The 24,179-nt window shown below is 71.5% G+C and carries 28 protein-coding genes and 1 riboswitch; of the genes, 11 read left to right on the top strand and 17 right to left on the bottom strand.

Going from position 1 to position 24,179, the window contains the following annotated elements; translation table 11 throughout:
* Window positions 1-7 precede the first annotated feature (7 nt).
* Window positions 8-433, bottom strand: a complete 426-nt coding sequence (locus tag ACFQVC_RS27750) for a GNAT family N-acetyltransferase (protein ID WP_381835594.1) — start codon at window positions 431-433, stop codon at window positions 8-10.
* A gap of 169 nt (window positions 434-602) precedes the next feature.
* Here ACFQVC_RS27750 and ACFQVC_RS27745 point away from each other — a divergent pair, with 169 nt between their 5' ends.
* Window positions 603-2,528 (top strand): serine/threonine-protein kinase, encoded by a 1,926-nt coding sequence (locus ACFQVC_RS27745; RefSeq protein WP_381835592.1) that lies wholly within the window; start codon window positions 603-605, stop codon window positions 2,526-2,528.
* A gap of 90 nt (window positions 2,529-2,618) precedes the next feature.
* Here ACFQVC_RS27745 and ACFQVC_RS27740 read toward each other — a convergent pair whose 3' ends face one another.
* A complete protein-coding gene (locus ACFQVC_RS27740) occupies window positions 2,619-5,183 on the bottom strand; it encodes an ABC transporter permease (protein WP_381835590.1) in 2,565 nt (854 codons plus the stop codon).
* A 7-nt stretch (window positions 5,184-5,190) separates the two neighbouring features.
* Entirely contained in the window at window positions 5,191-6,090 is a 900-nt protein-coding gene (locus ACFQVC_RS27735; RefSeq protein WP_381835588.1) for an ABC transporter ATP-binding protein, read from the bottom strand.
* Between the two features lie 179 nt (window positions 6,091-6,269).
* Between ACFQVC_RS27735 and ACFQVC_RS27730 the strand changes: the two genes are divergently transcribed.
* On the top strand, window positions 6,270-6,530 hold the full coding sequence (locus ACFQVC_RS27730; protein ID WP_381835586.1) for a toxin-antitoxin system HicB family antitoxin: 261 nt from the start codon (window positions 6,270-6,272) through the stop codon (window positions 6,528-6,530).
* Window positions 6,527-6,898, top strand: coding sequence for a fic family toxin-antitoxin system, toxin component (locus tag ACFQVC_RS27725; protein WP_381835584.1), 372 nt, complete (start codon window positions 6,527-6,529; stop codon window positions 6,896-6,898). Before ACFQVC_RS27730 ends, ACFQVC_RS27725 begins: the two co-directional genes overlap by 4 nt.
* Window positions 6,899-6,950: 52 nt before the next feature.
* Here ACFQVC_RS27725 and ACFQVC_RS27720 read toward each other — a convergent pair whose 3' ends face one another.
* The 5 genes from ACFQVC_RS27720 to bioB all read right to left on the bottom strand — a co-directional run bounded on the left by ACFQVC_RS27720 (window position 6,951) and on the right by bioB (window position 11,358).
* A complete protein-coding gene (locus ACFQVC_RS27720; protein ID WP_381835582.1) occupies window positions 6,951-7,652 on the bottom strand; it encodes a class I SAM-dependent methyltransferase in 702 nt (233 codons plus the stop codon).
* A 27-nt stretch (window positions 7,653-7,679) separates the two neighbouring features.
* Window positions 7,680-8,063: a VOC family protein gene (locus ACFQVC_RS27715; protein WP_381835580.1), complete on the bottom strand. Its 384-nt coding sequence runs from the start codon at window positions 8,061-8,063 to the stop codon at window positions 7,680-7,682.
* Between the two features lie 158 nt (window positions 8,064-8,221).
* Window positions 8,222-8,911 (bottom strand): dethiobiotin synthase, encoded by a 690-nt coding sequence (gene bioD / locus ACFQVC_RS27710; RefSeq protein ID WP_381835579.1) that lies wholly within the window; start codon window positions 8,909-8,911, stop codon window positions 8,222-8,224.
* Between the two features lies 1 nt (window position 8,912).
* A complete protein-coding gene (locus ACFQVC_RS27705) occupies window positions 8,913-10,190 on the bottom strand; it encodes an adenosylmethionine--8-amino-7-oxononanoate transaminase (RefSeq protein WP_381835577.1) in 1,278 nt (425 codons plus the stop codon).
* On the bottom strand, window positions 10,183-11,358 hold the full coding sequence (gene bioB / locus ACFQVC_RS27700) for a biotin synthase BioB (RefSeq protein ID WP_381835575.1): 1,176 nt from the start codon (window positions 11,356-11,358) through the stop codon (window positions 10,183-10,185). Before bioB ends, ACFQVC_RS27705 begins: the two co-directional genes overlap by 8 nt.
* A gap of 208 nt (window positions 11,359-11,566) precedes the next feature.
* Between bioB and ACFQVC_RS27695 the strand changes: the two genes are divergently transcribed.
* Complete coding sequence (locus ACFQVC_RS27695) at window positions 11,567-12,748, top strand: 8-amino-7-oxononanoate synthase (RefSeq protein ID WP_381835573.1); 1,182 nt, start codon at window positions 11,567-11,569, stop codon at window positions 12,746-12,748.
* A 41-nt stretch (window positions 12,749-12,789) separates the two neighbouring features.
* Here the strand turns inward: ACFQVC_RS27695 and ACFQVC_RS27690 are convergent, their stop codons facing one another.
* Both ACFQVC_RS27690 and ACFQVC_RS27685 read right to left on the bottom strand, forming a co-directional pair.
* Entirely contained in the window at window positions 12,790-13,038 is a 249-nt protein-coding gene (locus tag ACFQVC_RS27690) for a DUF397 domain-containing protein (RefSeq protein ID WP_381835571.1), read from the bottom strand.
* 9 nt (window positions 13,039-13,047) lie between these two features.
* Window positions 13,048-13,914 carry a helix-turn-helix domain-containing protein gene (locus tag ACFQVC_RS27685; protein ID WP_381835569.1) on the bottom strand — a complete coding sequence of 289 codons (867 nt, stop codon included), beginning with the start codon at window positions 13,912-13,914 and terminating at the stop codon, window positions 13,048-13,050.
* A gap of 255 nt (window positions 13,915-14,169) precedes the next feature.
* Between ACFQVC_RS27685 and ACFQVC_RS27680 the strand changes: the two genes are divergently transcribed.
* Entirely contained in the window at window positions 14,170-14,601 is a 432-nt protein-coding gene (locus ACFQVC_RS27680) for an ATP-binding protein (protein WP_381835567.1), read from the top strand.
* 53 nt (window positions 14,602-14,654) lie between these two features.
* On the opposite strand, the gene ACFQVC_RS27675 is transcribed toward ACFQVC_RS27680, so the two are convergent.
* Window positions 14,655-15,572 (bottom strand): LysR family transcriptional regulator, encoded by a 918-nt coding sequence (locus ACFQVC_RS27675; RefSeq protein WP_381835565.1) that lies wholly within the window; start codon window positions 15,570-15,572, stop codon window positions 14,655-14,657.
* A gap of 73 nt (window positions 15,573-15,645) precedes the next feature.
* Here ACFQVC_RS27675 and ACFQVC_RS27670 point away from each other — a divergent pair, with 73 nt between their 5' ends.
* On the top strand, window positions 15,646-16,299 hold the full coding sequence (locus ACFQVC_RS27670) for a LysE family translocator (protein WP_381835563.1): 654 nt from the start codon (window positions 15,646-15,648) through the stop codon (window positions 16,297-16,299).
* Between the two features lie 15 nt (window positions 16,300-16,314).
* Here ACFQVC_RS27670 and ACFQVC_RS27665 read toward each other — a convergent pair whose 3' ends face one another.
* The 5 genes from ACFQVC_RS27665 to ACFQVC_RS27645 all read right to left on the bottom strand — a co-directional run bounded on the left by ACFQVC_RS27665 (window position 16,315) and on the right by ACFQVC_RS27645 (window position 19,107).
* Window positions 16,315-16,872 carry a DUF6328 family protein gene (locus ACFQVC_RS27665; RefSeq protein WP_381835561.1) on the bottom strand — a complete coding sequence of 186 codons (558 nt, stop codon included), beginning with the start codon at window positions 16,870-16,872 and terminating at the stop codon, window positions 16,315-16,317.
* 29 nt (window positions 16,873-16,901) lie between these two features.
* Window positions 16,902-17,081: a VOC family protein gene (locus tag ACFQVC_RS27660; protein WP_381835559.1), complete on the bottom strand. Its 180-nt coding sequence runs from the start codon at window positions 17,079-17,081 to the stop codon at window positions 16,902-16,904.
* 91 nt (window positions 17,082-17,172) lie between these two features.
* Window positions 17,173-17,646: a C40 family peptidase gene (locus ACFQVC_RS27655; RefSeq protein ID WP_381835557.1), complete on the bottom strand. Its 474-nt coding sequence runs from the start codon at window positions 17,644-17,646 to the stop codon at window positions 17,173-17,175.
* Between the two features lie 3 nt (window positions 17,647-17,649).
* A riboswitch (cyclic di-AMP (ydaO/yuaA leader) is annotated at window positions 17,650-17,816 on the bottom strand.
* A 338-nt stretch (window positions 17,817-18,154) separates the two neighbouring features.
* Window positions 18,155-18,463, bottom strand: a complete 309-nt coding sequence (locus ACFQVC_RS27650; protein WP_381835555.1) for a hypothetical protein — start codon at window positions 18,461-18,463, stop codon at window positions 18,155-18,157.
* A gap of 8 nt (window positions 18,464-18,471) precedes the next feature.
* Complete coding sequence (locus tag ACFQVC_RS27645) at window positions 18,472-19,107, bottom strand: ATP-dependent Clp protease proteolytic subunit (protein ID WP_381835553.1); 636 nt, start codon at window positions 19,105-19,107, stop codon at window positions 18,472-18,474.
* 109 nt (window positions 19,108-19,216) lie between these two features.
* Here ACFQVC_RS27645 and ACFQVC_RS27640 point away from each other — a divergent pair, with 109 nt between their 5' ends.
* On the top strand, window positions 19,217-19,495 hold the full coding sequence (locus ACFQVC_RS27640) for a type II toxin-antitoxin system Phd/YefM family antitoxin (RefSeq protein ID WP_381835551.1): 279 nt from the start codon (window positions 19,217-19,219) through the stop codon (window positions 19,493-19,495).
* Window positions 19,496-19,698: 203 nt separating this feature from the next.
* On the opposite strand, the gene ACFQVC_RS27635 is transcribed toward ACFQVC_RS27640, so the two are convergent.
* Window positions 19,699-20,754 carry an ABC transporter permease gene (locus ACFQVC_RS27635; RefSeq protein ID WP_381835549.1) on the bottom strand — a complete coding sequence of 352 codons (1,056 nt, stop codon included), beginning with the start codon at window positions 20,752-20,754 and terminating at the stop codon, window positions 19,699-19,701.
* A 136-nt stretch (window positions 20,755-20,890) separates the two neighbouring features.
* On the opposite strand from ACFQVC_RS27635, the gene ACFQVC_RS27630 reads away from it, so the two are divergent.
* The 4 genes from ACFQVC_RS27630 (at window position 20,891) to ACFQVC_RS27615 (ending at window position 24,137) form a co-directional block, all read left to right on the top strand.
* Window positions 20,891-21,511, top strand: coding sequence for a TetR/AcrR family transcriptional regulator (locus ACFQVC_RS27630; protein WP_381835547.1), 621 nt, complete (start codon window positions 20,891-20,893; stop codon window positions 21,509-21,511).
* Between the two features lie 201 nt (window positions 21,512-21,712).
* Entirely contained in the window at window positions 21,713-22,015 is a 303-nt protein-coding gene (locus tag ACFQVC_RS27625; protein ID WP_381835545.1) for an urease subunit gamma, read from the top strand.
* A gap of 84 nt (window positions 22,016-22,099) precedes the next feature.
* Entirely contained in the window at window positions 22,100-22,411 is a 312-nt protein-coding gene (locus ACFQVC_RS27620) for an urease subunit beta (protein WP_381835684.1), read from the top strand.
* The gene (locus tag ACFQVC_RS27615) at window positions 22,404-24,137 is read left to right on the top strand and encodes an urease subunit alpha (RefSeq protein WP_381835543.1); all 1,734 of its coding nucleotides are present in this window, start codon (window positions 22,404-22,406) and stop codon (window positions 24,135-24,137) included. The genes ACFQVC_RS27620 and ACFQVC_RS27615 overlap by 8 nt, the downstream gene beginning before the upstream one ends.
* The last annotated feature ends 42 nt before the right edge of the window (window positions 24,138-24,179 follow it).

Below are 24,179 nucleotides of genomic sequence, written 5' to 3'. Positions count from 1 at the left end.
AAAGGGCTCATCCGGTGAGCGGCTTCACCCAGCGGCGCCACTGCTCCTCGGGCCGGTACCCCGCCGCGCGCCAGGCATGCTGCGCGGTCTCGTTCTCCACCAGGACCATCGCGTCCCCGCGGCGTCCCCCGAGGCGTACGAAACGCTCGTGCGCGGCTTCCAGGAGCGCGGTCGAGACACCCCTGCGCCGGTGATCCGGGTGGACCGCGAGCCGGTACAGATGGCACCGCCATCCGTCGAAGCCGGCGATCACGGTGCCGGCGAGCTCGCCGTCGCGTTCGGCGATGAGCAGGGCCTCGGGGTCGCGGGCGACGAGCCGCTCCACCCCCTCGCGGTCGTCGCTGATGCTCGTGCCTTCGGCGGCCACCTTCCAGAAGGCGAGGACGGCGTCGAGGTCTGCGGGCGTCGCGGCCCGGATGCGCAGTGCGGTCACACCGGAATCCCATCACCGCTGCCGCGCCCGAGTCGAGCGGGTTCCGCGATCCGGGATCCGGACATCACGGCCGCCCCGTGACAAGGGGTACGGAGGTGTTACGCGAGTGACCCCGGATGAGGGTGGGTTCGTATCATGTCCAGTCCGACACACGGGGAGGCGCACACCAATGGAACAGCTGGCTCCTGACGAGCCCAGGGAGATCGCCGGTTACCGCCTCCAGGGCCGGCTCGGCCAGGGCGGCATGGGTGTGGTGTATCTGTCCCACACCCGCGGCGGCCAGCCCGTGGCGCTCAAGGTCGTCCGCCGCGAGTACGCCCAGGACCCGCTGTTCCAGCAGCGGTTCACCCAGGAAGTGCAGGCCGCCCGGCGGGTCCAGGGCCCCTACACCGCCGCCGTGCTCGACAGCAGGACCGAAGGCGCCGACCTGTGGCTGGCCACGGCCTACGTCGCGGGGCCGCCGCTGTCCGACGCCGTCAGCCGCTACGGCCCGCTGCCGCTGCGGACCGTGCTGCAGCTGACCGGCGGGATAGCCGAGGCCCTGCAGACCATCCACGCCGCCGGGATCGTGCACCGCGACCTGAAGCCGTCCAACGTGCTGCTCGCCGCCGACGGCCCGCGCGTCATCGACTTCGGTATCGCCCGCGCGGCCGACACCGCCGCCCTGACCGGCACCAACGTCGCCCTCGGCACCCCCGCCTACATGGCGCCCGAGCAGGCCACCGGCGGCGAGATCAGCGCGGCCCTCGACGTCTTCGCGCTCGGCCTCGTCATGCACTACGCGGTCAGCGGTGCGCATGCCTACGGCGAGGGCCCCTCGCAGGCGATCCTGCATCGCATCGTCGCCAACGAGCCCGATCTGAGCGGCTGTCCGCAGGAGCTGCGCGGCCTCATCGAGAGCTGCCTGAACAAGGACCCGGCGGGCCGGCCGTCCCCGGCCGAGATCGTCGAGCACTGCTACGCGGTGGCCGGCGCCGCGGGACTCGGCCGCGCCGAGGGCTGGTGGCTGCCGCCGTCCGTCGCGCAGGCGGTGGCGCAGCAGGAGCACACGATGGCCCTCGCCTCGTCCTCATCTGCTCCCTCCGCTCCCTCTGCGCCCGCCGCTCCCTCTGCCCCCGCTGTCCCCTCTACCCCTCCCGGCTCTCCCGCCTCCTCCGTGCCGGGGGCCCCGGTGGCCCATATGCCGACGGAGGCCCCGCAGGGTCCCGGCGCCCCTGTGCCGCCCGCACCGAAGGGCGCCCCCGTGCCGCCGCCCCCGCACCCGCTCGGGCAGCCGGGGCCGATGGACCAGTACGGGCAGCCGGCCCACATCCAGTCGGCGCCCCACGGCGGCACCACGGCACCCACCGCGACCGCCAAGCGTGGCCGCACCCCGCTCATCGTGGCGGCGGCCGTCATCGGCGTGGTGGCCGTCGGCGGTGGCTCCGTGTTCGCCTACAAGACCTTCGCCGAGGGCGACGCGGGCACCGGCGGTCAGTCCTCGGACCAGCCCAGCGGCAACGCCGGGGACCAGGACCGGCCGAACGACGACAGCTCCGGCGACAGCGGGCAGAGCGCGGGGCCGAGTGAGCAGCCGGCCGAGGGCGGCGCCAAGACCGAAGCGGGCTGGCGGCTCACCCACCAGGACAAGACCGTCACGCTCACGGGCCCCAAGCCCGACTCGGGCAGTTACAACATGAAGTGCGACGCCAAGGCGGACACGTACAACATCGACGTCGACCGCGACTTCAAGGTCAGGCATCCCGGCACCATGGGCGCCGCCGACTTCATGGGTGCGCTCGCCTACCACGCCTGCCAAGTCCCGGACAATCTCGAGGGGTTGCAGGCCACGGACGGCAGCATCATGAACACCACCACGGAGGAGTTCCCCACCCCCAGCGAGTGCCGCAAGACGGCTCGCGACAGTGCGCTGCCCAACCCGATTCCGCTGAAGAAGCTGCGCGACGACTCCGTCCTCAAGGAGGGGACGGGACTGTGCGTCGAGACCGCCGACAAGGCGGTCGCCCATCTGTGGATCCGGAAGATCAACCGCGACAGTGCCGACGCCCTGCCCACCTATGTGACCACGGCGACGCTCTGGGAACCGGAACAGTGACCGGTGGGGGCGCACCGCCATGCGCCCCCACCGGCCGGGCGCGCGCCGCCGGGCGCCCGCACCTTTCCTCGCTCGTGCGCGCACCCCTCCCTACTCGTGCGCGATGGCCGCGAGCACATTCATCCGTGAAGCCCGCAGCGCGGGAAGCAGGGCCGCCGCCAGGCCCACGACCACCGAGCCGAGTACGACCGTGACGACGGTGCCCCACGGGATCGCGAGGGCCGTCATGCCTTCGAGCGCGAGCACCTGCTGCACGGCGAGCCCCCACACCAGGCCGAGCCCGAGGCCGAGTACCGCGCCGAACACCGCGATCACCACGGATTCGAGACGGATCATGCGGCGCAACTGCCGCCGCCCCAGACCGATCGCGCGCAGCAGGCCGATCTCCCGGGTGCGCTCCACGACCGACAGGGCAAGGGTGTTGACCACCCCGAGGATCGCGATGACGATCGCCAGACCGAGCAGCGCGTACACCAGGTAGAGCATCACCGCGATCTGACTGCGGATCAGCTCCTTGTAGTCGGCCTGGTCGCGCACCTGCACCTGCGGATACGGATCGAGCGTCTTCTCCAGGGAGGCCCGCAGTGCGTCGGTGTCCGTGCCCGCGGCGGCGTTCACGAACAGCGCCGAGTCCTGGGCGTCGGGCAGATACGCGTCCGCCGTGCCCATCCCGATGAACAGGCCGCCCTCGGTGCCGGGACCGCTGGCGCCGCCCTGGTCGGTGAGCGCGGCGACGGTCAGACGGGAGCGGCGCTCGCCGGGGAACTCCACGGGCAGCACATCACCCAGACGCACCTTGTGGTCGGCGGCGAACTTCCGGTCCATCGCGATGTGGTCCTTGGTGAGCGCGGCGGCGGTGTCCCCCGCGGCGTACTCGACCTTGGCGACCTCGTCGAGCCGCGGCTCGAACGCACCGGCCGTGGACTCGACCCGTTTGCCGTCGGGCAGGCGCAGTTCGAGGGGGACGAAGCGCTCGCGTACGACCACGCCGGCGCCGTCGGCGGCCTGCACCCGCTCTGTGATCTCCACCGGGAACGGCAGGAAGTTGCTGTTCTGCACCACGAAGTCCGCGCCGAGTGTCTTGTCGATCTGCTCGTCGAAGGACTTCGTCATCGAGGCGCTGGCCACGGAGAGCCCGCCGACCAGGGCGAGTCCCACCATCAGCGCGGCGGCGGTGGCGCCGGTTCGCCGTGGATTGCGCAGGGCGTTGCGCTGGCTCATCCGTCCCACCGAGCCGAACACCGCGGGGAACGCGCCGCCGAGGAGCCGGATCACGGGCCGTACCAGGAGGGGGCCCGCGATGACCGTCGCGATCAGGGTGAGCACCACGCCGAGCGCGAGCAGCGACGCGGACGTGGAGGTGTCCGCGCTGGCCGCGCACCCGGCGAGCGCGGCCGCCCCGGCCACGGCCACCACCGCGCCCGCCACCGCGCGGATCGTCAACGGCCGTCCCGCACCGGCCACTTCGGCGTCCGCGAGCGCCGCCATGGGCGAGACCCGCGCCGCCCGCCTGGCCGGCAGATACGCGGCGACGAACGTGACGCCGACCCCCACGGCGTAGGCCGCGACGGGCGTCGCCACCTTGATGACCATCTCGGTGGACTTGAGGTTCATGCCCAACAGGCCCATCAGCTCGATGAGTCCGGCGGCCAGGCCGATCCCCGTGGCCAGGCCGAGGGTGGAGCCGACCAGGCCGAGCAGCAGTGCCTCGGTGAGCACGGAGCGGCGCACTTGGCGGCGGTCGGCGCCCAGGGCGCGCAGCAGGCCGAGTTCCCGGGTGCGCTGGGCGATCAGCATCGAGAAGGTGTTGACGATCAGGAAGACACCGACGAGGACGGCGATCCCGGCGAAGCCCAGCATCACGTACTTGATGATGTCCAGGAACCCGCCGAGCTGCTGTGCCGCCGACTCGGCCTGCTCGTCCGCCGTCTTGAGCTCGTACGCGGAGCCGAGCTCGGCGGCCACGGTGCGTTTCAGGGCGCGGTCGTCGACACCGGGGGCCGCGGTCACCGAGATCCCGCTGGCCACATCCGGCCCGCCGAGCAGCTTCCGCTGGGCCGTGCCGGTCTCAAGGAACACCAGTGCCGCACCGGGGTTGGTGGTGGTGAAGGTGGCGATGCCGACCACCTTCACGTCGAAGGAGCCGGGCCGGGCGAGCACGGTCAGGGTGTCGCCGATCGCGACGCTCTTGCTGTCGGCGGTGTCCGCGTCGAGCAGCGCCTCACCGGGCCCGCGCGGCGCGTGCCCGTCCGTGAGGCGCACCGGACTGCGGTCGGTCACATACCAGTTGGTGGCGATGGTGGGCGCGCCCGTCGTGGAGCCGACGGGCTCCTTCTTGTCGTCGACGACGGTGAGGTTCTCCACCGCCGCGTCGACATGGGTGTCCGCCACACCGTCCAACGTCTCGATACGGCGGGCCAGTTCGGCGGGCACGGTCGGGGTGGCGCCGGACGGTATCGCCTCGCGCACACCTTCCTTCGGGCCGACCGTGAGATCGGCGGACGTGGAGGCGAAGAGCCGGTCGAAGGTACGGGTCACCGTGTCCGAGAAGATCAGGCTGCCCGCCACGAACGCGACCGACAGCACCACGGCGAGCGCCGAGAGCGCGAGGCGCCCCTTGTGCGCGAGGAAACTCCGCAGCGTGGCCTTCAGCACGACGGCCTCAGCCCTCGTCCGAGCGGCGCGTGTCCGGCGGCCGGCTGTCCCGGAACGGTTCGTTCGGGCGGTGCGCGTGGGGGAGTTGACCGTCGTGCCCCGGTGTACTGATGTGCCCATGTGCGGCGTCGGGCAGGAGCGTGTCGAAGCGTTTCATCCGCTCCAGGACCGCCTCCGCGCTCGGCTCCGCCATCTCGTCCACGATCCGGCCGTCGCCCAGGAAGAGCACCAGGTCGGAGTGGGCGGCGGCGCCCGGGTCATGGGTCACCATCACCACGGTCTGGTCGAGTTCGTCGACGGCCTCGCGCAGAAAGCCGAGCACTTCGAGGCCGGAGCGCGAGTCGAGGTTGCCCGTGGGTTCGTCGGCGAAGATCAGCTCGGGCCGTGAGGCGAGCGCCCGCGCGCAGGCCACGCGCTGCTGCTGGCCGCCGGAGAGCTGCGCGGGGCGGTGGCTGAGGCGGTCGCGCAGGCCGAGGGTGTCGATGACGCGCTTGAGCCACTCCTGGTCGGGCTTACGGCCCGCGATATCCATCGGGAGCGTGATGTTCTCCGCCGCGTCGAGCGTCGGCAGCAGGTTGAAGGACTGGAACATAAAGCCCACCCGGTCCCGGCGAAGACGGGTCAGCTCCCGTTCCTTGAGCCCGGTGATCTCGGTCCGGCCCAGCCACACCTGGCCCGCGGAGACCGAGTCGAGCCCGGCCAGGCAGTGCATCAGCGTGGACTTTCCCGAACCCGAAGGCCCCATGACGGCCGTGAACCGGCCGCGGGCGATATCGACATCGACCGAGTCGAGGGCGAGCACCGTCGTCTCCCCGGTGCCGTATGCCTTGGTGAGGCCGCGGGCCCGGGCGGCGATCGGGGCCGCCTCCGCGGCTTCGGTGGCGCCGGCTGCAGCAGGTGTGGACAAGGCCGCCTCCCCTGGGTCAAGGCCGTCCCAACTCCCGTACGGGGGCCGAGAGTAGTGCGCTCACCGGCGCGGACGATATCCCTCCCAAGTCGTTGTCGAGGCGACTTGTGTAAGGGGCACCGGCTGGGCCGGGCAGCACTCGCTTGCCGGGGCTAGCGCGGCGCCGCTAGCTTGGAGAGGTGGCGAAGACCCAACTCAATGTACGTGTGGACGAGAGCACCGCGCGGGCCGCCCGCGAGCGCGCCCTGGCCCTCGGGATGAGCATCAACCGCTATATCGAGGAGCTGGTCAGACATGACTCGGGCGAGGCGGGCCGCACTTTCGTGGACGCCGCGGCCGACTTCATGAAGCAGTACGAAGCGGTCTTCGCCGAGGAGTTCGGCGGCGCCGAGACCACCTCGGCCCGCCGCCGGAGCCCCCGTCGTGAGGCCCGCCGTTGAACACTCGGATCGACCTGGCCTGGCTGCTCATGGTCGCCGAGCAGAAGACACCGTCCGACCCGCGGGTCACCGACTGGGGATCGCTGATAGCGGCCGTCAGCCGGCACGAGGCGGAGATCTTCGGCGTCCCGGTCTACGACGACCCGCACACCCGCGCCGCGGCCCTGCTGCAGCAGCTTCTGCACATCCCGGCCCTGGAGCGCGCCAACGCCATCTTCGCCTCGGCCGTCGCATACGCCTATCTCGTCGCCAACGGCCTGAAGGTGGTCACCACACCCGAGCAGGTGCGTGACCTGGCACGGCTCGTCAAGGACGGCACGGCCGACGTCCATGTCATCGCGGCGGAGCTGCGCGGCTGGTCCCTCTGACGTCAGCCGCCGCTCTCGGCCCAGCAGAGGTGCGTGGCGGGTTCTTTCGGCGTCAGCCGCTGCTCCCGGCGGAACCTTCTGCCGCGTCCTCGCGCGGGCGGTGCGCGGTGCCGAGTACGCAGTACGACATGGGCAGGCGCGGGCCGCGGTCGGGCAGCAGGAAGCGGCGGTACGACGCCAACTCGAGCCCCGCGGCGGTGATTTCGGCGAGCGTGTCACGCCCGACATGGCAGCCGCCGAACAGCAGCGGCCACACCGTGCGGTCCAGGCCCCGCTGCACGGCGGGCATCAACCGGCCCTCCGGGGCCCGCCCGTGCTCGAAGAAGCGCATCTCACCGCCGGGCCGCAGCACCCGGCGCAGCTCGGCGAGGGCGCGCGGCACATCCCGCACGCTGCACAGGACCAGGGAGACCACGGCGGCGTCGAAGGCCTCGCTCTTGACCGGCAGCGCCTCGGCCGCCCCGGGCACCACATCGACCGGCACTCCGGCGCGCAGCGCGGCCGCGACCGCCAACTGCCGCAGCCTGCGCTCGGGTTCGATGGCCACGACCTCGGAGACGGCCGGCGGATAGTGGGCGAAGTTCAGACCGTTGCCCGCGCCGATCTCGATGACCCGGCCCGAAAGTCCGGCGAGCAGCTCCTCGCGGTGGCGGCCCATGACCGGCTCGGCGGCCACGCTCTGCCAGGCGTAGAAGCGGGCGAAGAGCGGGTGGTGCACGGTGTCCTTGGAGCCAGGGGTGGGACGCGACGGCATGACGGCCTCCTCGCCGGACGGTATCGGCTACGGCGATTGTTCCCCGCGCCCCGCCGCCGCGACCGGCCCCGGAGCGACGAAACAGAACTCGTTCCCTTCGGGGTCACGCAGCACCTGGAAGTACCCGTGATCGTCCGTCACCATGCCCCCGACCCTGGTGGCGCCGAGCGGCTCGGCCCCGGCGGCGGCCGCGTCCACGTCCCCCGCGTCCAGGTCCAGATGGAGCCGGTTCTTGACGGCCTTGCCCTCCGGCACTTGCTGGAAGGCGATCCGGGTGAAGCCCGGCACGTCGACATAGGACCAGCCCGCGCTCCGGTCCACCGGCTCGCCCCCGAGCAGGCCGGCCCAGAACCGGGCCAGGACAGCGGGCTCCGCGCAGTCGTAGACGATCTCGTCGACCCTTACGTGCATGGGTCCACGGTAGGGCCTGACGAGCCGTCCGGTGATTGAGGACGAGCCCGAAGGGCGATCGACGGCGACCAGGACGGTGACCAGGACGGTGCGGGCCGGCGATCCGGGGCCTACGGGATCTGAGGCCTACGGGATCCGGGGCCAACGGGACCCGGGGCCTACGGCTCCCACGTTCCCGCCAGCGCGGGCGCCAGCCAGCCGGAGGCCCGGGTGCGGAACTCGGTGGGCGCAAGAGCGCCCGCGCCCGACGGAAGCACTCCGAGCAGCGGCGCCTGCGCGGCCACCGGCAGATCCGTGAGGTTGCACTGCTCGGCGAGGCCCGGCTCCTGGGGCCAGCTGCCCACGACCACGCCCTTCTGGACCAGGCCGCGCAAGCGCAGCGCCTCACCGGTGAGGGTGGTCGCGTTGAGCGTGCCGAGCCCCGCGGCCGCGACCACGAGCACCGGGGCGCCAAGCAGCCGCGCGGCGTCCGCGAGCGTGCCGCCCTCGCCGTCGAAGCGTACGAGGAGCCCGCCGGCGCCCTCGATCAGGACCAGGTCGTGCTCCACGGCGAGTTTCCTTGCGGCATCGGCCACTTCGTGGGGCCGCACCGCGGGGAGCCCGGCCCGCCGCGCCGCCGTCCCGGGCGCCAACGGCTCGGGGTAGCGGGCGAGTTCGAGTGCGGTGACGGGGCCCGCGAGGCGGACCACCTCGTCCGCGTCGCCCCGTTCGCCGGGACCCACCCCGGTCTGCGCGGGTTTGAGCACGGCCACCGAGCGGCCCGCCGCGAGCGCGGCGGCCGCCACCGCGGCCGTCGTCACGGTCTTGCCGACCTCGGTACCGGTCCCGCTGACCACAAGGAACGTCATTTCAGCCCGCCTTCGCCGCCGCGGCCACCGCACGGCAGATCCGCGCCAGATCCTCGTCACCCGTGATGTACGGCGGCATCGTGTAGATGAGGTCGCGGAACGGCCGCAGCCACACGCCCTCGGAGACCGCGGCCCGGGTGGCCGCCGCCATGTCCACCGCGTGATCGAGCTGGACGACGCCGATCGCGCCGAGCACCCGGACATCCACGACCCCGGCCTCGGCGGCCAGGGGCTGAAGCCCGGTGCGCAGACCCGTCTCGATGCGTTTGACCTCGGTCTGCCAGTCCTGTGCGAGCAGCAGCTCGATCGAGGCGCAGGCCACCGCGGCGGCCAGCGGATTGCCCATGAACGTCGGCCCGTGCGCGAGCACCGGCACCTCGCCCTGCGAGATCCCCTGCGCCACCCGCGCGGTGCACAGGGTCGCGGCCATCGTCATATAGCCGCCGGTCAACGCCTTGCCGAGACACATCACATCGGGGGTGACGGCCGCGTGGCCGGCGGCGAAGAGGGCGCCGGTGCGGCCGAAGCCGGTGGCGATCTCGTCGAACACGAGCAGCACGTCGTGGGCGTCGCAGGCCTCGCGCAGGACCCGCAGATACGCGGGGTCGTGGAAGCGCATACCGCCCGCGCCCTGCACCACCGGCTCCACGATCACTGCGGCCAGTTCGTCCGCGTACGCCCCGATCCGCTCCCGCAGATGCTCCGCGTACGACTCCTCGTACCCGGACGGCGGCGCGTCCGCGAACACCTGCCGCGGCAGCACGCCCTGCCACAGCTCGTGCATACCGCCCTCGGGGTCGCACACCGACATCGGCTGCCAGGTGTCCCCGTGGTAGCCGCCGCGCCAGGTGAGGAGCCGGCTCTTCTCCGGCCGCCCCAGGGAGCGCCAGTACTGCAGGCACATCTTGACGGCCACCTCGACCGACACGGAGCCCGAGTCGGCGAGGAAGACATGCTCGAGACCCTCGGGAGACATGTCGACAAGGTGCTTCGCGAGCCGGACGGCGGGCTCGTGCGTGAGCCCGCCGAACATCACATGGCTCATCTTCTCCAGCTGACCGCGGACCGCGTCGTTGAGCACCGGGTGGTTGTAGCCGTGGATCGCCGACCACCAGGACGACATGCCGTCCACAAGCTCGCCGCCGTCGGCGGGCCGCAGCCGGACGCCGGACGCGGACTCGATGACGAGTGGTTCCTGCCGCCCGGGCATCGGGCCGTAGGGGTGCCAGACGTGCCGCCGGTCGAGGTCGAGCAGTTCGGGCAGGGGGAACTCAGGCATTCGGGGCCAGATCCGTGCCCGCGCCACGACGGCGTACCGCCACCAGATCGGTCCGCGCCTCGCTCTCCTGCGCGGTCTCGGTGCCGCCGGGCTCGTCGGCCGAGCCGCAGGGCGCGCAGCCCCCGCCGCCGTGCGAGCCGCAGCCCGCCGCGGCGTCGGCGTCACGGCGGTGCTCGGGCAGCGTCACCTTGTCGGTGCCCTCGACCTCGAACCCGGCGTCCGCGATCATGTCCAGATCGGCCTTGCCCGCCTGGCCCTCACTGGTCAGGTAGTCGCCCAGGAAGATCGAGTTGGCGAGGTTCAGGGCGAGCGGCTGCAGAGTGCGCAGATGCACCTCGCGCCCGCCGGCCAGACGTACCTCCACGTCCGGACAGACGAAGCGGACCATGGCGAGGATCCGCAGGGCCCGCTGCGGGGTGAGGTTCCACTCCTTGGCGAGCGGGGTGCCCTCGAAGGGGATCAGGAAGTTCACCGGCACCGAGTCCGGGTCGAGCTCACGCAGCGAGAAGACCACGTCGACCAGGTCGGCGTCGCTCTCGCCCATGCCCGCGATCAGCCCCGAGCAGGCGGAGAGGCCCGCGGCCTGCGCCTGGTGCACGGTGTCCACGCGGTCCGCGTAGGTGTGCGTGGAGGTGATCTCGCCGTAGGTCGCCTCGGAGGTGTTCAGATTGTGGTTGTACGCGTCGGCGCCCGCGGTCCGCAGGCGCTCGGCCTGGCCCTCGGAGAGCAGCCCGAGACAGGCGCACACCTCGACGCCTTCGTTCTGGTCCTTGATCGCCTCGATGGTCTTCGAGACCCGGTCCACGTCCCGGTCGGTCGGGCCGCGTCCGCTGGCCACCAGACAGACCCGCTTGGCACCGCCCGCCACACCGGCGGCGGCGGCCTCGGAGGCCTCGTCGGGCTTCAGCCAGGTGTACTTGAGGATGTCCGCCTTGGAGCCGAGCCGCTGCGAGCAGTACGAGCAGTCCTCGGGGCACAGGCCGGACTTGAGGTTCACCAGATAGTTGAGTTTCACCCGTCGGCCGAACCAGTGGCGGCGCACCTTGCCCGCCGCGGACACCACGTCCAGGAGTTCGTCGTCGGACGTCGCCAGCACGGCGAGCGCCTCTTCGCGGGTCGGCAGCTCGCGCCTGAGCCCCTTGTCCACCAGCGTGTTCAGCAGGTCCATGAAGTGTGATCCTTGCTTACGGCAGTGCCCCCGGCCAAGTAAGAACCTCACAATAGAGCGACTTGCCCATGTGGGTATCGCCACACCCTGTCCCCGCGATCGTCCCGCTAGTGTCTGTTGACTGCTTACAAAGCGACCGGGGCTACAAAGGGAGTGGGGACCCGGGCGGCCCTCCGCCCCGTCGCCCGCGAACACGAGGGATGGGCCGATGCACCGCCAGGCGACGAACGACAGCAGCGCCGCAACACCCTTCGGCTGGATCGACGAGCAGTCCGCACAGCGGCGCGCGGCCGGGCTCGTGCGGGTGCTGCGCCCGCGCGCCGCCGAAAGCGACCGGCTCGATCTCGCGGGCAATGACTACCTAGGTCTGTCCCGGCACCCCGAGGTCACCGAGGGTGCGGCCGCCGCGGCCCGGCACTGGGGCGGCGGCGCGACCGGCTCACGCCTGGTGACCGGCAGCACGGAGCTGCACGCCGAACTGGAGCGTGAGCTGGCCGAGTTCTGCGGTTTCGAGGCGGCCCTGGTGCTGTCCTCCGGCTACGCGGCCAATCTCGCCGCGGTCACCGCGCTCGCCCCGCACGGCTCCCTGATCGTCTCCGACGCGGGCAACCACGCCTCGCTGATCGACGGCTGCCGGCTCGCCCGCGGCGCCACATCGGTGGTGGCGCACGCCGACCCGGAGGCCGTCGGCAAGGCGCTCGATACGCATACGGGACCCGCCGTGGCCGTCACCGACTCGGTGTTCTCGGTGGACGGCGACGCCGCGCCGCTGGCCCAACTCGCCGCCGTATGCCGGGAGTACCGCGCCGGACTGATCATGGATGACGCGCACGGACTCGGTGTGCTCGGCGCCGGCGGGCGCGGCGCCGCGCAGGCCACGGGGCTCGCGGGCGACCCGGACGTGGTCGCCACGCTCACCCTGTCCAAGTCCCTCGGCAGCCAGGGCGGCGCCGTACTCGGGCCCGCCAAGGTCATCGAGCATCTGGTGAACACCGCCCGCACCTTCATCTTCGACACGGGTCTGGCTCCCGCGGCCGCCGGTGCGGCGCTCGCCGCGCTGCGGCTGCTGAGCCGTGAGCCCGAACGCGCGGCACAGGCCCGCGCGGTGGCGGCCGAGCTCCACGGCCGGCTCACCGCCGCGGGCCTGCAGGCGGTGCGCCCCGACGCGGCGGTGGTGTCCGTGCGCGCGCCCTCGCCCGACGAGGCGGTGCAATGGGCGGCGGACTGCCGCGCGGCGGGACTTGTCGTCGGCTGTTTCCGTCCTCCTTCCGTGCCCGACGGGATCTCGCGCCTGCGGCTCACCGCACGCGCGACCCTGACGGGCGATCAGATCGAAAGGGCGGTACGGACCATCGAGCGCACCGCGCCCGCGGGCGCCCGCACCGCATAGGGGTGGGCCGGCGGCTCACCGGGGGTGGCCGCGTACCCGCGCTAGAACGCCATGCCTCGGACGGCGGCGAGGAAGGAGTTCCAGGACGCGGTCGGGAACAGCAGCGCAGGACCTGATGTGCGCTTGGAGTCGCGCACGGCGAGGCGCCCGGTCAGGGGACCCTGGTCCAGATGTGCTGTCTCGACGCAGTTGTTCATGCCGGTGCTGCGGCTGCTGCGCCGCCAGTCGGCCTGGTGGGGTGCGCTGTTCAGAGAAGTGCTGACTGGTACGTACCGAGGCAGTGCTGTCATGGTGCCTCCTTACGTGCCATCACCGATCCCGGCGATGAATTCGAGGGTGTCCTCGGGAGAAAGAGCGTGCTCCCTAAGGGAGTTGAAGGCCTCGGTGTAGGCCTTGAGGTCTTCTTTCCGCTCCAGGTAGAGGCTACTCGTCAGATGGTCGAGAACAACCACATCCAGGTCAGCAATGTTCGGAAAAGAGAAAATAACGAAAGGCCCACTGAGCCCGATGTGGGCACCGGCCGCATAAGGCAGCACCTGCAACCGCACTTGTGGCAGACCGCCGCCGAGATCGACGAGATGGCGCAATTGGCGTGCCATCACCCGGTAGCCGCCCACCGGGCGGCGCAGCACCGCCTCGTCGAGCACCGCGCTCAGCTCAAGAGGCGGATCCCCGTGCAGTACGTCCTGGCGGGCCAGGCGCACCTCCACGAACGAGTCGACCTGCTCCTGCGGCAGCCCGTCGAGGGAGGCCCGGGTCACCGCGCGGGCGTAGTCCGGGGTCTGCAGCAGACCCGGCACCACAGAGGTCTCCAGGGTGTGCAGCCGGCAGGCCTGTGACTCCAGGCTGATGAAGTCCCGGTACGCGGGCGGCAGCAGGCCTTTGTACGCGTGCCACCACTGGTGGCGCTGGGTCCGGTCGCCGTCCGCTCCCGCCAACGCCTCCAGAAGCGCCCGCAGTTGACGGTCGCGTACCTCGTAGGCGTCGAGCAGCAGCCCCACGTCCGCCGGTTTCACGCCACTGCGGCCGGTCTCGATCCGGCTCACCTTCGACTGGTGCCAGCCGACGAGCTGCGCGGCCTCACCGCTGGTGAGTCCCGCGCGGTCGCGCAGCGCGCGCAGCTCGGAGCCGAGCTTGCGGCGGCGCACCGCTGGACCGTACTGCATGCCCCTCTCCTCTCCGGGCGGCGGCAGTGGATGTCGAAGCGCACCAGTGTGCCGTCCAAATACGGTCTTCCGTAGCAGAGTTCACCGCTTCGAGCGACAGATATATGCATATCTTGGGGGATCGGCACCGTGGGCGTCCCGCAAGTGGCAATCTGGCGCGAAGCACCAGTCCGGGTCCGTCGATCATTTCGGTGTTGGTCGGCGTCTATCGGCCCCGTGCCGGTCCGGCCCCGGTGGGAAAGGGACAGCGTCGCCATGGCAGATCACAAGGAAGCCTCCGTCACTCTGCCGAGCGATCCCGCTTCGGTCTCCGCGGCGCGAAAATACGTCAGCAGCGTTCTGAGCGACTGGGGACTGCCCAGTGACGCGGATGTCGCCGACAGCGTCAGAATCATCGTGTCCGAACTCGCCACCAACGCCGTCCAGCACACCTTCGGCCAGTCGCCGACCTTCACCGTCGACGTGGAGCTCGAGCGCGACGAGCAACTGCGTATCGGGGTCACCGACAGCCATCCGCGCTTCCCCAAGCGGCTGCCCGCAGCAGTGCAGCAGGACAACGGCCGGGGCATGGTCATCATCCGCTGGCTCACCGCCGAGTGCGGAGGCCGCCTTACGGTCAACGCCACGAAGGAGGGCGGCAAGACGGTCTGGATCGCCCTGCCGTGGACGGCGCCGGTGCAGAGCTGAGGGCGCGAGCCCTGCGGAGGGACCCGGGCCGTCGCCGACCGGCCGGGAGAGACTCAGGCCGTCGCCGACCGGCCGAACGCCCCGCGCAGCAGCGCGAGCAGAGTCGCCGCCGCGGGGCTCGCGTCCTCGCCCCGGTGCACGACCGAGATGGTCCGGCGCAGCTCGCCCGGCTCAAGAGGGCGGGTGCTCACGGGGGTCGTGGACATCCTCGCCACCATCTCGGGCACCACCGCGACCCCCAGCCCGGCACTGGCCAGGGCGCACACCACCGCGTAACCCGGCGTCTCCACCACCACCGCCGGAGTCGCCCCCGCCGCGGCGAGCGCCGCCTCGACACCACGGCGGCGCGGATGCGCGGGCGCCATGCTGATCAGCGGCTGACCCGCGAGTTCCGTCAGCGGCAGGCGACTTGAGCCCTCGGTGAGCACATGCCCCGGCGCCGTCACCACGACCAGCTCCTCGACGAGCAGCGGCTCCACCGTCACCGCGGCGGGCACGGCCTCCACGCCGTCCGCGGGCCGGTACACATGCGTCAGGGCCAGATCGAGCGTGCCGTCGGCCACCGCCGCCACCCCCTGCGGCGGCTCGAACTCCGCGACGGAGAGCTCCACATCGGGATGCGCACGGCGGAACGCGCTGAGTGCGGGCGGCAGCAGATGGATACCGGCAGTCGGAAACGTGCCGATACGCAGCCGGCCCCCGCTCAGACCGGTCAGCCGCGCCAGCTCGTGCCGCGCCCGGTCGAGTTCGTCGAGCACCCGGCGGGCCCGCGCGGCCAGGAGTTCACCGGCGGCGGTGAGCCGGGCGCCCCGGTGATGGCGGACGAGCAGCGAAGCCCCCGCCTCCCGCTCCAGCTTGGCCAGTTGCTGCGACAGGGCGGGCGCCGTGTACCCCAGGCGCTGGGCGGCCCGGGTGATCGAGCCGTCCTCCGCGACGGCGACGAGTGCGGCCAGGCGCGTGGGATCGTACATAAAAGCAATGCTTAAGGCAGACCCTCAAGATTGCAAGTACCCGCTGAAGGCTCGGGACCGGCACGCTGAGGTCATGGACGCACAGCTCATCGCCTTCGTCGCCGTCGCCTTCGGTCTGGTCGCCATGCCGGGCGCGGACTTCACCGTCGTCGTCCGCAGCGCCCTCGCCTCCCGCCGCGCGGGCTGTGCCTGCGCCCTCGGTATCGCGGCAGGGCTGCTCGTCCACACCGCGCTCGCCGTCGCGGGGGTCGCGGCGGTGCTCACGGCCGTGCCCGCGCTGTTCCGGGCGCTGCAGCTGATCGGCGGGGCGTATGTGCTCCATCTCGGCTTCCGCGCCCTGCAGTCGGCGGCGTCGTACCGGCACCGGAAGGCCGGGACCACTGGCCCGCACAGCGAGGCGCCTGTGGCCGACGAGGCCTCTGCGGCCGTGAGCCTGCGCCAGGGCTTTCTCACCAACGTCCTCAACCCGAAGGCCTCCCTCACCTTCCTGAGCGTGCTGCCGCAGTTCGTGCCCGCTGGCGGTGGCGCGCTGCCGCGCACACTGCTCCTGGCCGCCCTCGTCGTCATGATCGCCGGGCTCTGGTTCCAGGGCGTCGCCCTGCTCGTGGACCGCCTGGGCCGGTGGCTGCGGCGGCCGCGCACCGTGCGGGTCATCGACGGCGTCAGCGGAGCGGCGCTCTCGGCATTCGGCCTCGGGCTGCTCGCGGCGCCGCTGTTCGCGGGGTAGCCGGGCGGGGGAGGCTCAGCCGTCGTCGCCGTTGTCGATCCTGATGAGCCGGGGCAGTACGCCCCACAGGCCGACGCAGATCACGAACGTGCCCGCCGCCGCGATGATTCCGGCCGTCCTGCCCGCCGCCACGTCCACCACGAGCAGCACGGACCCGGTGAGCGCGAGCACCAGCACCGCCATTCCCGCGGCCGCGAGCCGGGACGAGGCCATCACGATCTGCGGCTTCGCCCGGCGCTGGAAGAGCGCGCGGTGCAGCGCCGCGGGTGCCGTGAACAGTGCGGCCGCGGCGACGGCGAGCAGCAGGGTCGAGACATACGTGGTGCGCTGCACGAGATCGAGGGAGGGAAACCGTGGCGTGAACGCCAGGGTCAGCAGAAACGCGAACAGGATCTGGACGCCGGTCTGCGTGACCCGCAACTCCTGCAGAAGTTCGGCGAAGTTGCGGTCGGCACGCTCAAGGGACGTCTCGTTGCGCTCGATGCGCTGCGTCGATTTCCCCGTGCGGTCGGCGCGGTCGGTGGGGTCGGTCGGCGTCTCGCCGTCGGCAGGGTGCGGGTGGTTTTCGCCCATAGACGTCCGAGTATCCAGGCCAACGCCCATCAAGCCCGGCAGGTGGCGCGGCGGGGGCGGTGCGTCAGCCCGTGGCGGTGCGCTCGGCGCCGGTCGTCCGCCACGACCGCCCCGATCCCGGCGAGCCGCTCCACCTCGGCATCCCGCGTGCCCACGGGCGGCTGGATGTCGAGATGGAGCCGGTTCTTCCCGCTCTTCGCCTCCGGCACATCGAAGTTGACGTGCCGCGTCCGGCACGCGCAGGCCGGGACGGGGCTGACAGGTCAACCTACGGCGGCCGCAAGGCAGGGCGCCACGGGGTTACCGCACGCGTCCGTACCAGACGCTGCGCGTCCAGATCTTCTGCAGCCGCACCACGTCACCGGTCTTGGGCGCGTGCCAGATGCGGCCCTTACCGGCGTAGATGCCCACGTGGTAGATGTTCCGGCCGGAGTGGAAGAAGACCAGGTCGCCGCGCTGGCGCTGGCTCGACGAGATGTGCCGGGTGCGGTTGTACTGCTGGGCCGCGGTGCGCGGAAGCTTCTTGCCCACCCGCTTGAACGAGTAGAGCGTGAGGCCCGAGCAGTCGAAACGACGTGGTCCCGTCGCGCCGTACCTGTACGGAGATCCCTTCTTGGAGGCCGCCACCTGCAGGGCCTTGGCCGCCGGCGCGGCCGCTTCGGCCTCGCTCACGGCGCCCGGTGCGAGGACGGTGCCGCCGACTGCGGCGAATGTGAGGACCGACGCGGTCCCCGCCCGCGAGAGCAGGGACGGAACTCGGTTGAGCGCGGTCATGCGCAACCCTTCGTCAGCCGCCTGTGAAGGATGACCTGTCGGATTCGGGCCAACGAAGAATTGCCCGGCCGCGTCGTGCTCTGCGGCTTCACCCCAAGGGGCCTGCCAAGGGACTTGGCGCCCCGCCGTGCTCGGGTCCTCCACTCCTGCCGGTCCACCGATGTCGACCTGGCATCCGGGCGGCGGCAGGACTCGGCGTCCGCCCGGACCGCCCCGCCGCTGTGGCGGGGGCTTGTCGTCGGAAGGGATCTTCACGCACCGGCCGTGCCGATTCCGAGTCGAATCGGCGGTATGTGAGGCTCCTCACGACTGACCTGTTCGGGTGGACAGCGATGTTTGGCGGCTTCGGTGACGAGCCCCGAGGACGGCCGCACCAGCACCGGAACACTTCATTCCGCCCGTTGTGTACGCCCAGAGCGCAACTCGGCTGGTACCCAAGGGAGATCAGCGGCTAGGCCATTCGTGCGAGCCGAACTGGTCGCTCCATGGCGCCGTACGGACACTCACTTCAACTCACGGACGCCGGCGGCACCGTGACCCGCTCCGCTCTCCGCTCCCCGTCGAGCACCCGCAGTGCCCGTGCGAGCGTCGCCGCGTGCACCTCGTGCTCACCGCGCTGGTGCATCAGCGTCAACGCGTCCCGCAGCGCCGTCGCCTTGGTCACGAGGGCCTGCGCGGCCCGCAGGCCGCCGTAGGTGTCCCGGCCGCGGGCCGGGTTGATCCGCCCCATCAGGTCGACGACTTCGAGATAGCGGTCCACCAACTCGCCCTCGGCGCGCGTCAGTGCGGGCAGTTCCGGAAGCTCCGGTGGCAGCATCGCGGGGCTCACCGCGCCGACGGGCCGTAGAGCGAGCCCGCGCGAGGTGTGATGACGCGGTCCACCAGGCCGTACTCCTTGGCCTGTTGGGCGTCGAGGATGGTGTCACGCTCGATGTCGGCCTTGATGCGCTCCTTGCTCTGGCCGGTGTGGCGGGCGAGCATCTCCTCCAGCTCGGCGCGGGTGCGCAGGAGTTCCTGCGCCTGGATCGCCAGATCGCTGGTCTGCCCGTGGATCGGCTCCACGAACTCCGGCTGGTGGATGAGGACCCGGGCCCCGGGCAGGGCGGAGCGCTTGCCGGGGGTGCCGGCCGCGAGCAGCACGGCCGCGGCCGAAGCGGCCTGCCCCATGCAGACCGTCTCCACGTCGCAGGTGACGAACTGGATCGTGTCGTAGACCGCCGTCATCGCGCTGAACGAGCCGCCGGGCGAATTGATGTACAGCGAGATGTCCCGCTCGGGCGCGGCGTGTTCGAGATGCATGAACTGCGCCATCACGTCATTGGCCGAGGTGTCGTCGATCGGGGTGCCGAGGAAGACGATGCGCTCTTCCAGGAGCTTCGCGTACGGGTCCATGGTCCGGCTGCCCGAGCTGGTGCGCTCGGTGAACTCCGGCAGGACATAGCGGGCGGACGGTCGGTTCATGACGGGCCCCTCTCTCGTCAGCGCCTGGCTGTTCGTGGCGCCTGGCTGTGCGCAGCGCCTGGCCATCTGTAAAAAATGTACAGGACGTACATGCCGTTATGATGGGAGCATGGCCTACGAGATTCCGGTGACGCAAGCACGCGCAGAGCTCGCCGACCTCATCAACCGCGTTGTCTACGGCGGGGAGCGAGTGGTCGTCACCCGGCACGGCAAACCCCTCGTGGCCCTGGTGTCGGCGGATGACCTGCGTGCGCTCGAGGAAACGCGGGAGCGGCCGGAGGAGCCGGTGATCAGCGCCGTGTCCACGGTGGGTACGTCCGCGTCCGCGCCGGGCGAACGGCAGCGCTTCGGTATCGCCGCGGAGCACCGCGGCCCCGACGCGACCTAGCCACACGCCGGTCGGCGCCCCGCCCTGCGGCCACCGCCACGGCCGCGCCACGGTCATCGCCCCGGAGAGCGGCGTACGAAAAGCCCGAGAGCGACGTACGAAAAGCCCGAGAGCGACGTACGAAAAGACCGTGCGCCCCCGTCCGCTACAGCGGGGACGCACGGTCGTCCGGTGGCGGGGGAGTGCCGCCCCCCCCCCGGGCGTCACCCCACCGGCACGGGCTCCGGACGGCGTTCGGCGGCGGGTGCCTGTCGCTTGCGGCCGCGCAGGCCGCCGAGCAGCACCAGGACCAGGCCGACGGCCGCCCAGATCCCCAGGATGACCGCGGGCCACATCGCGCGGGCACCGTCGAAGAACGCGACCGACCGTACGAGCGAGCCGCCGGCACCGGGCGGCAGCAGCCGGCCGATCAGGCCGACCGGCTCCGGCAGCAGCTCGGGCGCGGAGGTCACGCCGGAGAACGGGTTGCCGAGCAGGACCACGGCCAGGGCGACGACCCCGATCCCGGCGGGCCCCACGAGTGCCGCGAGCCCGGCCGCGGCGGCGCTCACGGCGAGCGTCGACAGGCCGAGTGCGCCCGCCTCGGTCCACCAGTCGCCGGTCAGCGCCCCGAGCCAGCTGTGGGTGAGCGCCGTGGCCACGATCCCGACCAGGGCGGCGGCCCCCACCAGGGCGAACACCGCGCGCATTCCCCGCAGTCCGAGCATCGTCACGACACCGCCTGCCGCGACACCGGCGATCGCCATCGGCAGCACGCTGGAGCTGAGTGTGGCGCCGCGCGGGTCGGCGGCGGGCGCCGCCACCACGTCATCGGTCACGACCCGGGCGCCCTCCGGGACCTGTGCGGTGACCGCCTGCTGCAGCAGCTGGGCGACCAGCGGGCTCGCGGCCGTGGCGGTCAGGAGCTTGGGGCCGCGCTCGGTGACGACGACCGCGCCGTATACATCCCGTTTCTCGATGGCGTCCCGGGCGGCGGCCTCGTCGGCGTAGCGGTGGACCTCGAACGCGCCCTCGCGCTGCTGCAGTTGCTGCTGCACCCCGGCCGCCGCGGCGGCGTTGCCCGCGACACCGACGGGCAGGTCGTGCGGGGCGGTGCGGGCGGCGGGCCAGGCGAACGCCCACAGGGCGAGGGCGACGAGCGCCGGCACCAGGAGAAGCACGGCGATCAGCCGCCTGCCCTGCGCGGGCGGTGCTGCGGCTGTGGCTGCGGCGCTTTGGGTGGGCGGCGGAGGTGGCGGTGTAGCGGAGGTGGTGGACATGGCGGCCTCCTGCGGCGAGTTGCGGTCGAGTCACGCGGCCGAGTTATAGAGAATGACCGTTCGTTTTACGTGATGCTCACTGTCCCGGTGGCTCGGTCGCTTGTCAAGAAGGAATGTTCGTTTTACGTTGAGGTCCATGGCCCGCGTATCCCCGGAACACCTCGAAGCCCGCCGCCGCCAGATCATCGACGGCGCCGCCCGCTGCTTCACCCGCAATGGCTTCCACGCCACGTCGATGCAGGACGTCCTGCGGGAGGTCGGGCTCTCCGCGGGGGCCGTCTACCGCTACTTCAGCGGCAAGGAGGAGCTGATCGCGGCCATCGTCGGGGAGGCCTTCGACGCCATCAGGGGCGCCTTCGAGGAAGCCGCACGGCAGAGCCCGCCGCCACCGCCCGACGAACTGCTCGGCCATGTCCTCAGGACCGTGCTGCCCGGCAAGGTCGGCGCGGACAGCCGGGACGAGTTCACCCGGCTCATCGTCCAGGTGTGGGCCGAGACGCTGCGCTCCGAGGAACTGGCGCAGCCGTTGCGTGAGGGCTTCAGGCGGATGCGGGGCTCCTGGGCCGAGGTCGTCGACGCGTACCGCGAGGCGGGGATCATGCCCGCCGACGTCCCGGCCGACCATGTGGCGCGCACGATGATGGCCGTGGCTCAGGGATTCATCGCGCAGGCGGCGCTCTTCGGGGACGCGCGCGTGGAGCAGATCGAGGACGGGCTCAAGGCGCTGATGTCCATGCAAGTGCCCAAGCCCAGTTAACGCGCAGGAAAAACTTCGGCATTAGCGTGCAATGTCTTGCGGCGGGACGCCCAAGCTCAGGTCAACAAGATGTTGAAGGCAACTAGTGTCCCGCCTGCGTCCTGGCGGAGGCACGCCCGCAGTCTGCCTCCTCGGCCCGGACGATGCCGGTTCCGCCTGCCCGCACACAGGTGGACCATGACGGACTGTGAGGTGGCACGCGTGCAACTGACCCCGCACGAGCAGGAAAGACTGCTCATTCATGTGGCCGCGGACGTGGCCGAGAAGCGAAGGGCGCGCGGGCTCCGCCTCAACCACCCCGAAGCCGTCGCACTGATCACCTCGCACATCCTCGAAGGCGCGCGCGACGGTCGCACCGTGGCCGAACTCATGGCATCGGGAAGGAAGCTGCTCGCCCGCGAGGACGTGATGGAGGGCATCCCGGAGATGCTGCACGATGTCCAGGTCGAAGCGACGTTTCCGGACGGGACCAAGCTCGTGACCGTCCACGAACCGATCGCCTGACGGGGGAGCCTGCCGATGCAATCCGTCAGTTCTCCCGACGCGGCCCCGCCCGCTTCCGCCGCCGCGGCCCCGGCCGCCGGACCCGTGGTCCCCGGGGAGGTGCTCTTCGCGACGGCGCCCGTCGTCCTCAACGAAGGGCGCCCCGTCATCCGTCTGACCGTACTCAACGCCGCCGACCGCCCCGTGCAGGTCGGCTCCCACTACCACTTCGCCGAGGCCAACCCGGGCCTGGAGTTCGACCGCACCGCGGCCCGCGGCCTGCGGCTCAACATCGCCGCGGGCACCGCCGTCCGCTTCGAGCCGGGCATCCCCGTGGACGTCGAACTCGTACCGCTGGCGGGACTGCGCAGGGTCCTGGGCCTGCGCGGCGAGACCGGAGGTGCCCTCGATGGCTGAGCTGACACGTGCCGCCTACGCCGATCTGTTCGGCCCCACCACCGGTGACCGGATCCGGCTCGCCGACACCGATCTGCTGGTCGAGATCGAGGAGGACCGCTCCGGCGGGCCCGGACTCGCCGGGGACGAGGCGGTGTTCGGCGGCGGCAAGGTGATCCGCGAGTCCATGGGCCAGTCCTGTGCGACCCGCGCCGAAGGCGCCCCCGACACCGTGATCACCGGTGCGGTCGTCGTCGACCACTGGGGCATCGTCAAGGCCGACATCGGCATCCGGGACGGCCGGATCACCGGCATCGGCAAAGCGGGCAACCCGGACACCATGGACGGGGTGCACCCGGACCTTGTGATCGGCCCCGAGACCGAGGTCATCGCGGGCAACGGCAAGCTCCTCACCGCCGGAGCCATCGACGCACACGTCCACTTCATCTCGCCGACCATCGTCGACACCGCCCTCGCCGCCGGCATCACCACCCTCGTGGGCGGCGGCACCGGACCCGCCGAGGGCACCAAGGCGACCACGATCACGCCGGGTTCCTGGCATCTGGCCCGGATGTTCGCGGCGCTCGACGCGACCCCCCTGAACATCGGCCTTCTCGGCAAGGGCAACACCATGTCCGCCGATGCCATGCACGCCCAGCTGCGCGGCGGGGCGCTCGGCTTCAAGATTCATGAGGACTGGGGCGCGACCCCCGCCGTCATCGACGCCTGTCTCGGTGTGTGCGAGCAGAGCGGGGCCCAACTCGCCATCCACACCGACACGTTGAACGAGGGCGGGTTCGTCGCCGACACCCTCGCCGCCATCGCGGGGCGCTCGATCCACGCGTACCACACGGAAGGCGCGGGCGGCGGGCACGCGCCCGACATCATCACGGTCGTCTCCGAGTCCAACGTTCTGCCGAGCTCCACCAATCCGACCCGGCCGCACACCGTCAACACCGTCGAGGAACACCTCGACATGCTGATGGTCTGTCACCACCTCAACCCGGCCGTGCCCGAGGACCTGGCCTTCGCGGAGTCCCGGATCCGGCCCTCCACCATCGCGGCCGAGGACATCCTGCACGACCTCGGCGCGATCTCGATCATCTCGTCCGACTCGCAGGCCATGGGCCGGATCGGCGAAGTGGTCCTGCGCACCTGGCAGACGGCGCATGTGATGAAGCGGCGGCGCGGATTCCTGCCCGGGGACACACGCGCGGACAACCACCGGGTACGGCGCTATGTCGCCAAGTACACGATCAACCCGGCCGTCGCCCAGGGCCTCGACGGCGAGATCGGCTCCGTCGAGAGCGGCAAGCTCGCCGACCTGGTGCTGTGGGACCCGGCGTTCTTCGGCGTCAAGCCGCAACTGGTCATCAAGGGCGGGCAGATCGCGTACGCGCAGATGGGCGACGCCAACGCGTCCATCCCCACGCCCCAGCCGGTGCTGTCGCGGCCGATGTTCGGGGCCCTGGGCAAGGCGCCCGGCGCGAACTCGCTGAACTTCGTGACGCAGTCCGCGCTCGACGACGGGCTGCCCGAGCGCCTCGCCGGTGGCTTCGGGGTCGGCAAGGAGTTCACCGCGATCTCCAGCACGCGCGGCGTCACGAAGGCCGATATGCGTGAGAACGACGCGCGCCCGCAGGTGCGGGTGAACCCCGACAGCTTCGCCGTCACCGTCGACGGCGAGCTGGTCGAGCCCGCGCCGGCGGCCGAACTGCCCATGGCCCAGCGGTACTTCCTCTTCTGAGCCGCCGAGTACTTCTGCGCCACGGAGTACTTCTGACCGCCG

The organism is Streptomyces monticola (assembly GCF_042665355.1).
GTDB classification, from domain to species: Bacteria; Actinomycetota; Actinomycetes; order Streptomycetales; family Streptomycetaceae; genus Streptomyces; species Streptomyces monticola.
The sequence above is the reverse complement of the archived record's forward strand: the minus strand, read 5'-3'. Positions and strand labels throughout refer to the sequence as shown.